Raw genomic sequence first — 13,690 nt, forward strand, 5'->3', positions numbered from 1 at the left:
CCGGGTCCTCGTTCCGCGGTCGACGTCGAAGCGGTGCAAGTGATCAGAGTCGCGGCGATGGTGTCAGAAACCCCCTGTTCCTGCCACCCGCGTCCAGCTGTGATGATGATCACTTCTGTGGCCGGCCTGCCGCGCCCACCGAATGGAACACTGTGCGTCATGGGGGCACAGGGACAGTGGCTGGAACCGCCTGCCTCGGTCGCCGAGTGGGCCGCGCTGGCATTGGTCAACTACGGCCACTTCACCACGATGCGGGTGGAGAAGGGCGCGGTTCGCGGTCTGACGCTGCATCTCGAGCGCCTGGTCAGGGATTGCCGTGCGGTGTTCGGTGTCGCGCTGGACCCCGCGGCCGTTCGCGGTGATGTCGCGGCGGCCGTCGCGGACGCGGCAGAACCGCTGACCGTGCGGGTGACGGTCTTCGACCCGGACCTGTCCCTGGGGCTACCGGCCGCAGCGGCCCGTCCGCGGACCCTGGTCACCGTCCGCCCCGCCCCCGCCCTCGATCTGCCTCCGCAGCGTGCGCTGCCCGTTCCGTACGTGCGGCAGGTGTTCTCGGTCAAGCACACCGGCCTCTTCGAGGCGTTGCACCTGCGGCGGGCGGCGCAGTTGGACGGCTGGGACGACGTCCTGTTCACCACGCCGGACGGCCTGGTCGCCGAGGGCGCCACATGGAATGTGGGCTTCGTCGAAGGAGACCGGGTGGTCTGGCCGGAGGCTCCCCAACTGCCGGGCGTCACCCAGGCCCTGCTACGGCGCACCGGAGTTCCCTGGGTCTCGCGGCCGGTGTCCGTCCGGGAACTCGGCTCGATGGATGCCGCGTTCGCCACGAATGCCGCGGTGGGCCTGCGCCCACTGGCCGCCCTGGGGGCCACCGGTTTCTCCAGCGATCACCCGGTCGTCGACCTGCTGCGGGAGCGCTACGCGCGGATCGCCGCCGAGTCGCTCCACTGACATCCTCGAACCTCAGCACCGAACCGACGGGGTTCGGCACGCGCGAACCGGCTTGCTATGTCGCACGGTCCGGCCGGAGCACCACGTCGCGCTGATACCAGGTGCCTGGCTCACCGCTGAGGTGGGCCGGGTCGGCCGGGCCGACAGGGAGGAACCCGGCCTTGGTCAGCACCTTCTGGGACGCTGCGTTCCGGCGGGCGGTGGCAGCCCGCAATGTGCGCAGCCCGTGCCGGGCCGCCGCCAGCCGGCACAGCTCCCGCACGGTCGCGGTCGCCACGCCACGGCCGGCAACATGCTGGGCGACCCGATAGCCGAGTTCCGCAGTGTGGTCTTCGATGTCGATCAGATTGAACCTGCCGAGTACCGAGCCGTCCTCGGCGACGAGCACGTGGAAGGCGCAGATACCGGCTGCCTGCTCAGCCAGCAAGGCGTTGTAACGGGCGGCGAACTGGTCGAAGAAGTCGTCGCCGCGGTCGGGTACCGAGGCAGCGAAGTAGGCGCGGTTCGCCAGCTCGAAGGCCAGGACCGCCGGGGCATGACCGGCACACAGCCGCTTCAGCACGGGCATTGCCCGACCTTATCCAGATAGTGCGCCGCGCCCACCTGAGTTATTGCCAGTGGCGGCGGTGACGGCGGTGACGGCGTTCGGCGCGGGTGTCGGAGACCTCCACGCGCAGCCGCACGCCGTCCGCCTCGGCGGCCAGCCGGACGTGGAAGTCCCGGCCGGGGACACGTCCGTGCCGTACGGCGTTGGCGCACAGCTCGGCGGTGATCACGGCCAGCGTCTCGTTGACGTCGCTGTCGTAGGGGTGGCCCCGGGAGTCCGGACACTGCGCGACGAAGAGCCGGGAGAGGCGGGCACCGCGCGGGGTCGAGGTGAACGCCATGGCGAACTCGGTGGGGAGGCGAGGCCAGGGCAATCGGCCGGTGCCGCTGAGGGAACGTCAACAGTCCTCTCGTGGACCTCTGCGGCGTGAGCTCGGAGAGACCGACAAATGCGTGGCACCCTCCTCCCTGCCCTCCCTACACTCACCGGGCAGGCGCCGCCCCCTTCCCGGGGCCGCGTATCCATGACCAGTGAGGGGAGTCCGGCCGTGCGTGACCACGCCGCCGTCGCCGCTCCCCGTTCCCGGTCCCGCCGGTCCATGGTGATCCTGGTGTCTCCGGCCGTCCGGTGCCCGCTGCGCGCCCGGCACCGGATGCCCATGACGCACGTCTGACCACCGACGACGCCCCCGCATCAAGGGGCGTCCGACGCCGTGCGCCGGGCACATCGCGCTGCCCTTTCCCGGAACACCCGAAAGGCCACGGGCCATGCGCAACCCGATGAACGCCAACCCACTCGCCGCCGTCCGCAACCTCGGCATCCTCGCCCACGTCGACGCCGGAAAGACCACCGTCACCGAGCGGATCCTGTTCGCCACCGGCACCACGCACAAGCGCGGTGAGGTGCACGACGGCACCACGGTCACCGACTTCGACCCGCAGGAACGCGACCGGGGCATCACCATCTTCGCCGCCGCCGTCAGCTGTGCCTGGGACGGTCACCGGATCAACCTCATCGACACCCCGGGCCACGTCGACTTCGCCGACGAGGTGGAGCGCTCCCTGCGCGTCCTCGACGGCGCGGTCGCCGTGTTCGACGCGGTCGCCGGTGTGGAGCCGCAGAGCGAGTCGGTGTGGCGGCAGGCGGACCGGCACGGTGTGCCGCGCATCGCGTTCGTCAACAAGATGGACCGGGCCGGAGCCGAGTTGGACGCTGCCGTCGCCTCCATACGGGAGCGGCTGCACCCCGCACCCCTGCCGGTGCAGTTGCCGATCAGTGCGGAGGACACCTTCAGCGGTGTCGTCGACCTGCTCCGCATGCGGGCCTTGACCTGGTCCGACGAGGGCGAGGCACGCGACGCGGCGCCCGTGCCGCAGGAACTGCGTGAGGAGGCGCACCGACGGCGCCGGCTGCTGGAGGAGGCCGTCGCCGAGCTGCATCCCGGCGCGCTGGAGGAGTTCTGCGACACGGGCGCGATCGGCACCGGCACGCTCACCGGCGCCCTGCGGGACCTGACCCGCAGCGGTGACGCCGTCGTCGTCCTGTGCGGCTCCGCCTACCGCAACCGCGGCATCGAACCGCTGCTCGACGCCGTACTCGCCTATCTGCCGTCGCCGCTCGACGTGCCACCGGTGCGCGGCACGCACGACGACGGCACCGACCGGCTGCGGGCCGCCGACCCGGCGGCACCGCTGGCCGCCCTCGCGTTCAAGGTGAACGCGACCGCCACCGGGCGGCTGACCTACCTGCGCGTCTACGCGGGGACGATCGAGAAGGGAGACACCGTGTGGGACGCCACCGCACGCCGCACCGAGCGCATCGGCCGCATCCTGCGCGTCCGGGCCGACCGGCACGACCGGCTGGACCGTGCGACCGCCGGGGACATCGTCGCCGTGGTCGGACTGAGGTCCACCCGCGCCGGCTCCACCCTGTGCGCGCCCGGCGCCCCGCTGCTCCTGGAACCTCCTGGTGTCGCCGAACCGGTCGTCTCCGTGGCCGTCGAGGCACTGAAGGGCACGAACACCGGACGCCTGGCGTCGGCGCTGGCGAGACTCGCCGAGGAGGACCCCTCGCTGGTGGTGCGCACCGACCCCGAGACCGGCCAGACGGTGCTGTCCGGCATGGGTGAGCTGCATCTGGAGGTCGCGGTGGAGAAGGTCCGGCGTGATCACGGACTGGGCGTCAACGTGGGCCGGCCCCGGGTCGGTTACCGGGAGACCGTCGGCCGCGGAGTGTCCGGGTTCGTGTACCGGCACGTCAAACAGGACGGCGGGGCGGGCCAGTTCGCCCATGTCGTCCTCGAGGTCGAACCTCTGGACTGCCCGGAGTCCGGCTTCGAGTTCCGCTCGACGGTCGTCGGCGGGCGCGTTCCGCAGGAGTACGTCCGCGCCGTCGAGGCCGGCTGCCGGGACGCACTCACCGAGGGGCCCCTGGGCGGGCATCCGGTGACCGGGCTGCGGGTCACGCTCACCGACGGGTCGACCCATGTGAAGGACTCCTCGGACACCGCCTTCCGCACCGCCGGACGGTTCGCCCTGCGGGACGCCCTGCGGGCCTGCGCGATGGTCCTGCTGGAACCGGTGGTCGAGGTCACGGTCACCGTGCCCGAGGACGCGGTGGGCGGCGTGCTCGGTGATCTGGCCGCGCGCCGCGGCCGGGTGACCGGCTCGGTCACCCGGGCGGGCGGCACGGTCGTCACCGCGACCGTGCCGCTGGCCGAACTGTTCGGGTACGCGACCCGGTTGCGCAGCCGCACCCAGGGCCGTGGCACCTTCACCACCCGGCCCACCGGCCACGCCCCCGCACCGGCTCCCGCACCGGCGCGGTAAGGCCTGAACGGCGGCCATGAACGGCGGCCCCTCCCGCAACTCAGCCGGGAGGGGCCGCCACCGCCGCCGTAGGGGAACGCCCGACCGTCGGCGTCGGTCAGGGACGTGCCCCGGCGCCGGGGTCAGGGATACGACACGACCTTGGACGGCACGGTGTCGCTGCCCGAGGTCGGAGCCCCGGTGTCGTTGATGACGCACTCGTACTGCCCGTGCCCGCTCAGCGAGACGACCAGCAGATGGTGGAAGCGCACACCCGGCCGGTCCGGGGCGGCGAAGCCGTGGTGCTGGACGATGCCCGGGTTCACGTTGTAGTAGCAGTAACTGCCCATGCCCCAGCCCTCGTGGGCGGTGACCCGGTCGCCGACCCTGTACGCCGCGTAGCCCTTCGTCGAGCCGTTCTGGATGGCGGCCTGGTCGGGTGCGTCGTACGCCTTCTCGTTCTGGAAGAAGATCGTGCGGCCGCGTTCGCCGTTCCACTGGACGTCGTACTTGTTGAAGTGTTCGACGAACAGACCGGTGGCGAGGACGTCGTGCCCGTTGACGACGACTCCGTAGTCGCAGCGGTTGGTCTCCCAGCCGACGCCGTCACCGTGGTCGGCGCGCCAGACCCAGGTGTGGTCGATGATGGTGTGCCGGGCGTTGACCACCATGCTGGTGGTCGCCTTGCCGGGCCCCGCGCCGCCGATCCGGATGAAGACGTCCTGCACGGTGATGGGGTTCGAGGAGTGGTCCCGGGAGGCGCCGTCCGGGCCGATCTCCAGCAGGGTGGGGGAGTTGACCGGCCCGGCGTCGATCAGGAAGCCGGCCAGCCGTACGCCGTCGACGTCGGCGACCTTCAGGGCGGTGACGCCGTTGTCGGGGATCAGGGTGGCGTAACCGAGGCCCAGGACGACCGTGCCCGGGCGGTTCACCCGTACGGGCTGGTCGACCCGGTAGATGCCCGGAGTGAACAGCAGGTCGAGGCCCTGGGCGAGCGCCTGGTTGAGCGTGGCCGCCGAGTCGCCGGGCCTCGCTACGTAGAAGCGGTCCAGCGGCAGGGAGGTGCCGCGCGGGGTGCCGTTGCCCCAGGTGACACCGCGCGCGTTGGCGCGCAGTGCGGGCAGGAAGACCCGGTACCGGTCGCCGTCGAGGTACAGGAAGGGCTTCTCGCGGGAGAGCGGTGTCGTCTCGAGCGTGGTGTACGGCGGGTCGGGGAAGCTCTGCGCGGGTGCGCCCTCGACGCCGGAGAACACCATGTTCCACACGGCGTTGGTCCAGCCGCCGACCGAGCTGTCCCGGGTGTACCACTGCTGCTGCGAGTACGGCCCGACCGTGCCGTCGACGCGGCTGTCGGCGATGTAGCCGCCGCTCGCCCAGCCGTAGCCGGACGGGGCCAGGTTGAGGCCGCCGCGTACGTGCATCCGGCGGAACGGCGCGGCCTGGGCGACCGCCCAGCGGTTGGTGCCGTTGACCGGGACGAGCGCCAGGTTCTCCGCCGAACGCCAGAAGTTCTGTGTGGCGTTGCCGTCGAACCAGCCGGCGTCGACCGTCACGTCACCGTTGATCGTGGTGTCGTCGGGGGAGAGGCCGAGCCCGGAGACCGAGGTGTAGAAGCCGATCTGTGCGTTGAGCCCGTGGTACGTGCCCGGCTTGAACAGCAGTTGGTAGCGGCCGGTGCCGAACTGTGCCGACTCCTGGCGGGCGAACACCTCGTCGAGCGTGGCCTGGATGCCGGGCGTCGACGGGTCGAAGACGATCACGTTGGGGCCGAGATCGCCGCCGCCCTTCAGCCGGCGCGGTTTCCCGCGTCCCGCCGCGGGCGCGGCCGAGGCGGCCGAGGGCAGTCCGGCCAGCACGGGAGCGACGGCTGCGGCGCCGAGAACGGCACGGCGGCCGATCGCGGGCCGCCGGGAGGGCGGCGGGGAGGACGGGACGGACGGGGAGTCGGACGTCATGGGGCGGCTCCTGGTTCAGGAAGTGAACGGCGTGGGGTGGTGGGAGCGCTCTCTCGCCGCTGAATGGTTCATCCGCGGAACGAATGAGTCAAGGGGTGCCGCACGAGTTGGGTGACTCCGTCCAAACCCTTGACGCGGCGCGTCCGCAGGGTTTAACTCACGTCCTAAATTAAGCCATGAGGCACTGCCGGTGCGACTGCTGTCACGGCTGTAGGCACTGCCCGTATGCACGTCCCGTACGCACTTCCCGGAAAGGGACACCAGGAGCCATGCGCAGTATCCGAGCCGCGGCCACAGGCGCCGTCATGCTGTCTCTCGCACTCGCCGCCTCGGCCTGCGGAGGCGGGTCGAGCACGGGCGGGTCCAACGACTCACCGAAGGAACTCACTTACTGGGCCTCGAACCAGGGCGCCAGTATCGAGATCGACAAGAAGGTCCTCCAGCCCGAACTCGACACGTTCGAGAAGCAGACCGGCATCAAGGTCAAGCTGGAGGTCGTGCCCTGGTCCGACCTGCTCAACCGGATCCTGACCGCCACCACCTCCGGCCAGGGCCCGGACGTGCTGAACATCGGGAACACCTGGTCCGCGTCGCTCCAGGCGACCGGTGCCCTGCAGCCGTGGGACGCGAAGCGGTTCGAGAGGATCGGCGGCAAGGACCGTTTCGTCGACTCCGCGCTCGGCTCCACCGGTGCCGCCGGCCAGGACCCTGCCGCCGTCCCGCTCTACTCGATGGCGTACGCCCTCTACTACAACAAGCAGATGTTCGCCGACGCCGGCATCGACGGCCCGCCGGCCACCTGGGACGAACTGATCGCCGCCGGCAAGAAGCTGTCCAGGGACGGCAAGTGGGGCATAGGAGTGGAGGGTTCGAACCCCGCCGAGAACATCCATCACGCCTTCGTCTTCGCCAAGCAGCACGGTGCCGACTTCTTCACCGCCGACGGCACGGCCGACTTCACGAGCGACGGCGCGGTCGCAGCGGTCAAGCAGTACGTCGATCTCATGGCCAAGGACAAGATCATCGCCCCGGGCAACGCCGAGTACGCCCAGAACCAGTCGGTGAGCGACTTCGCCAAGGGCAAGACCGGCATGCTGCTGTGGCAGTCCGCCTCCGCCAACCTCAAGTCCCAGGGCATGAGCGAGGACACCTACGGCATCGCCCCGGTGCCCGTGCGGTCCGGCACCCCCGGCACGGGCAAGCAGGTCAACTCGATGGTCGCCGGCATCAACCTCGCCGTCTTCAAGAACAGCGACAACCTCGACGGCGCCACGAAGTTCGTGAAGTTCATGACCAGCGACGCCGAGCAGAAGATCCTCAACACGGCGTACAGCTCCATCCCGCCGGTCAAGGCCGCCCAGGAGGACGCGGCCTTCAACTCCCCGGCCAACGCCGTGCTGAAGGACACCCTCGCCACGAGTGCCGTCGCCCTGCCGCAGGTGCCCGACGAGTCGCAGTTCGAGACCGCCGTCGGTACGGCCGTCAAGGAACTGTTCGCCGACGCCGCCGCCGGACGCGAGGTGACCACCGGCTCGGTGAAGGCCGCGCTCACCAAGGCGCAGCAGCAGATGCCCAGGAAGTGAGCCCCGACGCCGCGATGACTGCCACTGCTCCCGCAGCGGAGGCGGCCGTGCGGAAGAGCTCCCCCGGTGCGGCCGGCCCTCGCCGCCGCACCGGGCGGATCCGCCGTATCGGACTGCCCTACCTGCTGCTCCTGCCCGCACTCCTCCTCGAACTGCTCGTCCACCTGGTGCCGATGGTCATCGGCTTCGTGATGAGCTTCAAGGAACTCACCCAGTTCTACATCCGCGACTGGGGCACCGCCCCCTGGGCCGGCTTCGACAACTACTCCGTGTCGGTGGACTTCGACGCCCCCGTCGGAGAGGCACTGCTCCACTCGTTCCTCGTCACCATCGCCTTCACCCTCCTGTCCGTCGGGCTGTGCTGGCTGATCGGCACGGCGGCGGCCGTCTTCCTGCAGGACACCTTCCGCGGCCGCGGCCTGCTGCGCGCCCTGTTCCTGGTGCCCTACGCCCTGCCGGTCTACGCGGCCGTCATCACCTGGGTGTTCATGTTCCAGCACGACAACGGCCTGGTGAACCACGTCCTGCACGACCAGCTCGGCATCACCGACAAGCCGTCCTTCTGGCTCATCGGCGACAACAGCTTCGTCGCCCTGCTGACAGTGTCGGTGTGGAAGGGCTGGCCGTTCGCCTTCCTCATCGTGATGGCCGGCCTGCAGAACATCCCGCGCGAGCTGTACGAGGCCGCCGCCCTCGACGGCGCCGGAATGATCCAGCAGATACGCCGCATCACCCTGCCCTCGCTCCGCCCCGTGAACCAGGTGCTGGTCCTGGTCCTGTTCCTGTGGACGTTCAACGACTTCAACACCCCCTACGTCCTCTTCGGCAAGGCCGCCCCCGGAGCAGCGGACCTCATCTCGGTCCACATCTACCAGGCGTCCTTCGTCACCTGGAACTTCGGCACCGGATCCGCGATGTCGGTCCTGCTCCTGCTGTTCCTGCTCGTCGTCACGGGCGTCTACCTCGTGCTCACCTCGCGCCGGCACAGGACCGCCTCATGAGCCTGCCCCGGTCCCCGATGGCCCCGCCCCGCTCCTTCCTGTGGTACCGGCGGATCTTCCTGACCCTGCTCACGGGTTTCGTCATGGTCCCGGTCTACGTCATGATCTCGAGCTCGCTGAAGCCGCTCTCCGACGTCACGGGCGCATTCCGCTGGCTGCCGACCGAGTTGACGATTCGCCCGTACATCGACATCTGGTCCACGGTCCCGCTGGGCCGCTACTTCGTGAACTCGCTCGTCGTGGCGGGCGCCGCGACCGTCTGCTCGGTCGTCATCGCGGTGTTCGCCGCGTACGCCGTCAGCCGCTACGACTTCCGGGGCAAGCGCGTCTTCACGGTGACCGTACTGTCGACGCAGATGTTCCCGGGCATCCTCTTCCTCCTCCCGCTGTTCCTCATCTACGTCAACATCGGCAACGCCACCGGCATCGCCCTGTTCGGCTCCCGCGGCGGGCTGATCCTGACGTATCTGACCTTCTCGCTGCCGTTCTCCATCTGGATGCTGATCGGCTACTTCGACTCCGTCCCGCGCGACCTGGACGAGGCGGCGCTGGTGGACGGCTGCGGCCCGCTCGGCGCGCTCTTTCGCGTCGTCGTCCCGGCGGCCGTCCCCGGGATCGTCGCGGTCGCCGTCTACGCCTTCATGACCGCCTGGGGCGAAGTCCTCTTCGCGTCCGTGATGACCAACGACACCACCCGCACCCTGGCGGTCGGCCTCCAGGGCTATTCCACCCTCAACGACGTGTACTGGAACCAGATCATGGCCGCCTCCCTCGTGGTGAGCGTCCCCGTGGTCGCCGGATTCCTGCTCCTCCAGCGCTACCTCGTCGCCGGCCTGACGGCAGGAGCCGTCAAGTGACCGGCTCCCCTGATCCCGAAAGGACTTCCGTGACCATCGACTACGCCGCCCTCCCCGACGACTTCCTGTGGGGCACGGCCACCTCGGCGTACCAGATCGAGGGGGCCGTGGCGGAGGACGGCCGTTCCCCGTCGATCTGGGACACCTTCTCGCACACCCCCGGCACCATCGACCACGGCGACCACGGCGACATCGCCTGCGACCACTACCACCGCTGGCGCGAGGACATCGGCCTGATGCGCCGTCTCGGCACCAACGCCTACCGTCTGTCCATCGCCTGGCCGCGGGTCCTGCCAGGCGGTGACGGCCCGGTGAACGACAAGGGCCTGGCCTTCTACGACCGGCTGGTCGACGGCCTGCTCGAGGCCGGCATCACCCCGTCGGTCACGCTCTACCACTGGGACCTGCCGCAGACCCTCCAGGACCGCGGCGGCTGGCCCGAACGCGACACCGCCGAGCACTTCGCCGCGTACGCCTCCGTCGTCGCCGAACGCCTCGGCGACCGCGTGAACCACTGGGCGACCCTCAACGAGCCCCTGTGCGCCGCCTGGATCGGCCACCTCGAGGGCACGATGGCCCCCGGCCGGACGGACCTGACCGCCGCCGTCCGCGCCTCCTACCACCTCCTGCTGGGCCACGGTCTGGCCGCCCGCGCCATCCGCGCCGCCGCCCCGGACGCCCGGGTCGGCATCGTCAACAACCTCTCCACGATCCACGCCGCGAGCGACAGTCCCGAGGATTGGGCCGCTGCCGTCCGCATGGACGGCCACACCAACCGCTGGTGGCTCGACCCGGTCCACGGCCGCGGCTTCCCGGAGGACATGCGCGAGGTCTACGGCGTCGAACTCCCCGAGCGGCAAGGCGACCTGGAGACCATCGCGGCCCCACTCGACTGGCTCGGCCTGAACTACTACTTCCCCCAGGTGGTCGCCGCCGACCCGAACGGCCCCGCCCCCTACGCCGCGTTCGTCCGCCGCGACGGCGTCCCGCGCACCGGCATGGACTGGGAGATCGACGCGAGCGGTATCGAAGCACTGCTGCTGCGCCTCACCGACGAGTACGGCGCCCGCAAGCTCTACGTCACCGAGAACGGCTCGGCCTTCCCCGACGTCGTCCGCCCCGACGGCTCCGTCGACGACCCGGAACGCCAGGACTACCTCGCACGGCACCTGGCCGCCTGCACCGCGGCCGCCCGCAAGGGTGCTCCGCTGGCCGGCTACTTCGCCTGGTCGCTGCTGGACAACTTCGAGTGGGCCTACGGCTACGACAAGCGCTTCGGGCTCGTCCACGTCGACTACGACACCCAGACCCGCACCATCAAGGGCTCCGGCCACCGGTACGCGGACATCATCCGCGCTCACCGCGCCCGTGCACGGCGCGCGGCCTGACGTTCCGGTGGGCGCGGGGGCGGGCCCCCGCGCCCACCGGCGCCGGGGCTCAGGCGTCGCCGTTGAGCACGGCGGCGGTGAGGACGTCGCCGGCCACACCCCAGCCCCCGTCGACAACCTCGTCGACGAGCACGACAGTGGTGGCACGGGCCCGCTCACCGTAGATCTCCACATACAGGTCGGTGGTGCGCTCGACCATCTTCTTCTTGTCCTCGGGGGTGAGGGTGCCCGCGGGGACCTTGAAGTTGGCGAAAGGCATGGCTGTTCTCCTCCGGAAGCTCTGTCTCATGATGCGGACGTCGTAGGCCGTCACGGGACGTCGTACGGACGTCTCGGGGGTGACCGGCACGATGCGCGGTCGGATGCTCACACCATGCCCCCGTTGGCCCGCAGGACCTGCCCGTTCACCCAGTGCCCTGCCGGACCGGTGAGGAAGGCGGCGACCCGGGCGATGTCCTCCGGGGTGCCCAGCCGTTCCAACGGCGGGGTCTTGGCGAGCCTGTCGATCTCCTCGGGCGTCTTGCCGTCGAGGAACAGGTCCGTGGCCGTCGGCCCGGGGGAGAGGGTGTTCACCGTGATGTCCCGGCCGCGCAGCTCGCGGGCGAGGATCAGCGTGATCGACTCGATGGCGGCCTTGCTCGCCACGTACGCCCCGTAAGCGGGGAAACGCGCACCGACCACGGAGGTCGACACGCCCAGGAAGGAGCCGCCCGCCCGCAGCCGCCGAGCGGCCTGCTGGGCCACCACGAAGGCGCCGCGGATGTTGGTGCGGTGCACCGCGTCGAGCACCGCCAGATCGAGGTCGGCGATGGGCGACAGGGCGAGACGGCCGGCGCAGTTCACGACGACGTCCACGCCGCCGAACTCCTGTTCCGTCCGGTCGAACAGCGCGGCGACCGCCTCTTCGTCCGCCACGTCCGCCCGCACGGGGACCGCCCGCCCGCCGGCGGCGGTGATCGTCCCGGCCGTCTCCTCGGCCGAGGCCGCGTCCCTGGCGTAGTTCACCACGACGGCCAGACCGTCCCGGGCCAGCTCGAGCGAGACCGCGCGGCCGATGCCGCGTGATCCGCCGGTGACGACGGCAACCCGCGGGGGTGCCGGTGTGGAAGGCGTGGAAGGGAAGTCGTTCGTAGTCATGTCCTCCACGATGCGCGGTGCCGGCCGGCGGAACCAGGTGATGTCATCCCCTGGGCCGGCGCCCCGGCCGGGCGGAGAATGGCCGACATGGGTTCTGCGAAGTACACCGAGCTGGGAGCGTTCCTGCGGTCGCGGCGTGACCGTATCCGGCCGGCCGACGTGGGGCTTCCGGCCGGGCCCCGGCGCCGGGTGCCGGGGCTGCGCCGGGACGAGGTCGCCCAGCTCGCCGGGGCATCCGTGGACTACTACAACGAGCTCGAGCGGGGCGCCGGATCCCAGCCGTCGGAGCAGATGATCGCCGCACTGGCCCGGGCGCTGCGCCTGACCGCCGACGAGCGGGACTACCTCTACCATCTGGCGGACCGCCCGGTGCCCGCCCCGGGCGGTCCGGCCTCACACGTCCATCCCGGCATGCTCGACCTGCTCCAGCGGATGCCCTCGACACCCGCGCAGGTCATCACCGATCTGCATGTCACGTTGGTGCAGAACCCTCTCGCGGTGGCGCTTCTGGGAGACCACTCCCGCTTCCAAGGGCCCCGGGCCAGCTTCGTCCACCGGTGGTTCACGGAGGCCGACGCCCGGCGTCTGTACCCGGAGGCCGACCACGCCACCCAGTCCCGTGCGTTCGTCGCCGACCTGCGGGCGGCCGCAGCCCGGCGGGACGCCAAGGACGTCGAGGCCACGTCGATGATCCGGTCGCTGCTCGACACCTCGCCCGAGTTCGCCGCACTGTGGGCCGACCACGACGTGGCCTTCCGGCGCGACGACCGCAAACGCATCCAGCACCCCGCACTCGGCGTCGTCGCGGTCAACTGCCTCAACCTGTTCAGCGAGGACGGCAGGCAGCGCCTGCTCTGGTTCACCCCCGCCCTGGGCACCGACAGCGCCGACCTGCTCGGCCTTCTCGCGGTCCTCGGCACCCAGGACGTCGTCGACCCCGCACCCTGACGGGACGCGGCCGAGCCGGGACGCCCGCACCCGGGACGGCGTGTCCCGGTCGTCCCCACCGCGCACGGAGACACGGTCTCCGGGATCCGCCGGCGCGGTGGTGGCCAGGCGGTCGGGCGCCGCCGGCCGGAAGGGTCCGGCCGGACTTGCGGATCGGCAGCACGGTGAGGTCCGCCGCGCCGGAGTGCGGGGCGGTGATCAGAAGGGCAGCGAGAGCAGCAGCACCGTGTCCGGCGGCCGTTCGAACGCGTTCGACACCGCCTCCACGACCATGTCCGCCGGTCCGGCACCGGCTCGCTTCGAGTCGACCCGGCGGGGGTGGGCGGTCCGACGCCCGGGCCCCCTGTGCGGGGGAGGGAACCCCTGCACACCGTGGCTCCCCGTCCGTGCGCGCCGAGGCGTCAGCGCTTGAACCCGCCCTGCCCGACGGGTCGTTCTTGGTTACAACTGTTGACCGTTCATCGTCATGCCCCTACGTTGACGGGACTCTTGAGAGCGCTCTCAGAAAGGTGGCTC

At 70.7% G+C, this 13,690-nt stretch carries 13 protein-coding genes; 7 read left to right on the forward strand and 6 right to left on the reverse strand.

Going from position 1 to position 13,690, the window contains the following annotated elements; all coding sequences use genetic code 11:
* The first annotated feature begins 159 nt into the window (after positions 1 to 159).
* On the forward strand, positions 160 to 951 hold the full coding sequence (locus tag ACZ5C2_RS32040; RefSeq protein ID WP_468799221.1) for an aminotransferase class IV: 792 nt from the start codon (positions 160 to 162) through the stop codon (positions 949 to 951).
* A gap of 55 nt (positions 952 to 1,006) precedes the next feature.
* On the opposite strand, the gene ACZ5C2_RS32045 is transcribed toward ACZ5C2_RS32040, so the two are convergent.
* Complete coding sequence (locus ACZ5C2_RS32045) at positions 1,007 to 1,519, reverse strand: GNAT family N-acetyltransferase (RefSeq protein WP_468799223.1); 513 nt, start codon at positions 1,517 to 1,519, stop codon at positions 1,007 to 1,009.
* A gap of 40 nt (positions 1,520 to 1,559) precedes the next feature.
* Positions 1,560 to 1,838: an ATP-binding protein gene (locus ACZ5C2_RS32050; RefSeq protein ID WP_468799225.1), complete on the reverse strand. Its 279-nt coding sequence runs from the start codon at positions 1,836 to 1,838 to the stop codon at positions 1,560 to 1,562.
* A 439-nt stretch (positions 1,839 to 2,277) separates the two neighbouring features.
* Between ACZ5C2_RS32050 and fusA the strand changes: the two genes are divergently transcribed.
* Positions 2,278 to 4,326: an elongation factor G gene (gene fusA / locus ACZ5C2_RS32055; protein WP_468799227.1), complete on the forward strand. Its 2,049-nt coding sequence runs from the start codon at positions 2,278 to 2,280 to the stop codon at positions 4,324 to 4,326.
* A 122-nt stretch (positions 4,327 to 4,448) separates the two neighbouring features.
* Here the strand turns inward: fusA and ACZ5C2_RS32060 are convergent, their stop codons facing one another.
* Positions 4,449 to 6,260 (reverse strand): coagulation factor 5/8 type domain-containing protein, encoded by a 1,812-nt coding sequence (locus ACZ5C2_RS32060; RefSeq protein WP_468799229.1) that lies wholly within the window; start codon positions 6,258 to 6,260, stop codon positions 4,449 to 4,451.
* 269 nt (positions 6,261 to 6,529) lie between these two features.
* On the opposite strand from ACZ5C2_RS32060, the gene ACZ5C2_RS32065 reads away from it, so the two are divergent.
* Genes ACZ5C2_RS32065 through ACZ5C2_RS32080 form a run of 4 tightly spaced genes read left to right on the forward strand, consistent with a single transcriptional unit; the run spans position 6,530 to position 11,089 of the window.
* Positions 6,530 to 7,843 (forward strand): ABC transporter substrate-binding protein, encoded by a 1,314-nt coding sequence (locus ACZ5C2_RS32065; protein WP_468799231.1) that lies wholly within the window; start codon positions 6,530 to 6,532, stop codon positions 7,841 to 7,843.
* Between the two features lie 14 nt (positions 7,844 to 7,857).
* Positions 7,858 to 8,844, forward strand: a complete 987-nt coding sequence (locus tag ACZ5C2_RS32070; protein WP_468799233.1) for a carbohydrate ABC transporter permease — start codon at positions 7,858 to 7,860, stop codon at positions 8,842 to 8,844.
* Between the two features lie 17 nt (positions 8,845 to 8,861).
* A complete protein-coding gene (locus ACZ5C2_RS32075; RefSeq protein WP_468799330.1) occupies positions 8,862 to 9,701 on the forward strand; it encodes a carbohydrate ABC transporter permease in 840 nt (279 codons plus the stop codon).
* Positions 9,702 to 9,730: 29 nt separating this feature from the next.
* Positions 9,731 to 11,089, forward strand: coding sequence for a GH1 family beta-glucosidase (locus ACZ5C2_RS32080; RefSeq protein WP_468799235.1), 1,359 nt, complete (start codon positions 9,731 to 9,733; stop codon positions 11,087 to 11,089).
* Positions 11,090 to 11,138: 49 nt separating this feature from the next.
* Here the strand turns inward: ACZ5C2_RS32080 and ACZ5C2_RS32085 are convergent, their stop codons facing one another.
* Both ACZ5C2_RS32085 and ACZ5C2_RS32090 read right to left on the reverse strand, forming a co-directional pair.
* Entirely contained in the window at positions 11,139 to 11,348 is a 210-nt protein-coding gene (locus ACZ5C2_RS32085) for a 4-oxalocrotonate tautomerase family protein (protein ID WP_468799237.1), read from the reverse strand.
* A 107-nt stretch (positions 11,349 to 11,455) separates the two neighbouring features.
* Positions 11,456 to 12,226, reverse strand: a complete 771-nt coding sequence (locus ACZ5C2_RS32090; protein ID WP_468799239.1) for an SDR family oxidoreductase — start codon at positions 12,224 to 12,226, stop codon at positions 11,456 to 11,458.
* An 87-nt stretch (positions 12,227 to 12,313) separates the two neighbouring features.
* Between ACZ5C2_RS32090 and ACZ5C2_RS32095 the strand changes: the two genes are divergently transcribed.
* On the forward strand, positions 12,314 to 13,174 hold the full coding sequence (locus ACZ5C2_RS32095) for a helix-turn-helix transcriptional regulator (RefSeq protein WP_468799240.1): 861 nt from the start codon (positions 12,314 to 12,316) through the stop codon (positions 13,172 to 13,174).
* Between the two features lie 198 nt (positions 13,175 to 13,372).
* Here the strand turns inward: ACZ5C2_RS32095 and ACZ5C2_RS32100 are convergent, their stop codons facing one another.
* Positions 13,373 to 13,543, reverse strand: a complete 171-nt coding sequence (locus tag ACZ5C2_RS32100; protein WP_468799241.1) for a hypothetical protein — start codon at positions 13,541 to 13,543, stop codon at positions 13,373 to 13,375.
* Positions 13,544 to 13,690: the final 147 nt, after the last annotated feature.

This window comes from Streptomyces sp. NPDC031365 (assembly GCF_055569765.1).

Coding starts and splice junctions, on each gene's coding strand:
- ACZ5C2_RS32060 (WP_468799229.1), bottom strand. CDS start 6,260: ATGACGTCCGACTCCCCGTCCGTCCCGTCCTCCCCGCCGCCCTCCCGG.
- fusA (WP_468799227.1), top strand. CDS start 2,278: ATGAACGCCAACCCACTCGCCGCCGTCCGCAACCTCGGCATCCTCGCC.
- ACZ5C2_RS32040 (WP_468799221.1), top strand. CDS start 160: ATGGGGGCACAGGGACAGTGGCTGGAACCGCCTGCCTCGGTCGCCGAG.
- ACZ5C2_RS32045 (WP_468799223.1), bottom strand. CDS start 1,519: ATGCCCGTGCTGAAGCGGCTGTGTGCCGGTCATGCCCCGGCGGTCCTG.
- ACZ5C2_RS32065 (WP_468799231.1), top strand. CDS start 6,530: ATGCGCAGTATCCGAGCCGCGGCCACAGGCGCCGTCATGCTGTCTCTC.
- ACZ5C2_RS32050 (WP_468799225.1), bottom strand. CDS start 1,838: ATGGCGTTCACCTCGACCCCGCGCGGTGCCCGCCTCTCCCGGCTCTTC.
- ACZ5C2_RS32085 (WP_468799237.1), bottom strand. CDS start 11,348: ATGCCTTTCGCCAACTTCAAGGTCCCCGCGGGCACCCTCACCCCCGAG.
- ACZ5C2_RS32070 (WP_468799233.1), top strand. CDS start 7,858: ATGACTGCCACTGCTCCCGCAGCGGAGGCGGCCGTGCGGAAGAGCTCC.
- ACZ5C2_RS32075 (WP_468799330.1), top strand. CDS start 8,862: ATGGCCCCGCCCCGCTCCTTCCTGTGGTACCGGCGGATCTTCCTGACC.
- ACZ5C2_RS32090 (WP_468799239.1), bottom strand. CDS start 12,226: ATGACTACGAACGACTTCCCTTCCACGCCTTCCACACCGGCACCCCCG.
- ACZ5C2_RS32095 (WP_468799240.1), top strand. CDS start 12,314: ATGGGTTCTGCGAAGTACACCGAGCTGGGAGCGTTCCTGCGGTCGCGG.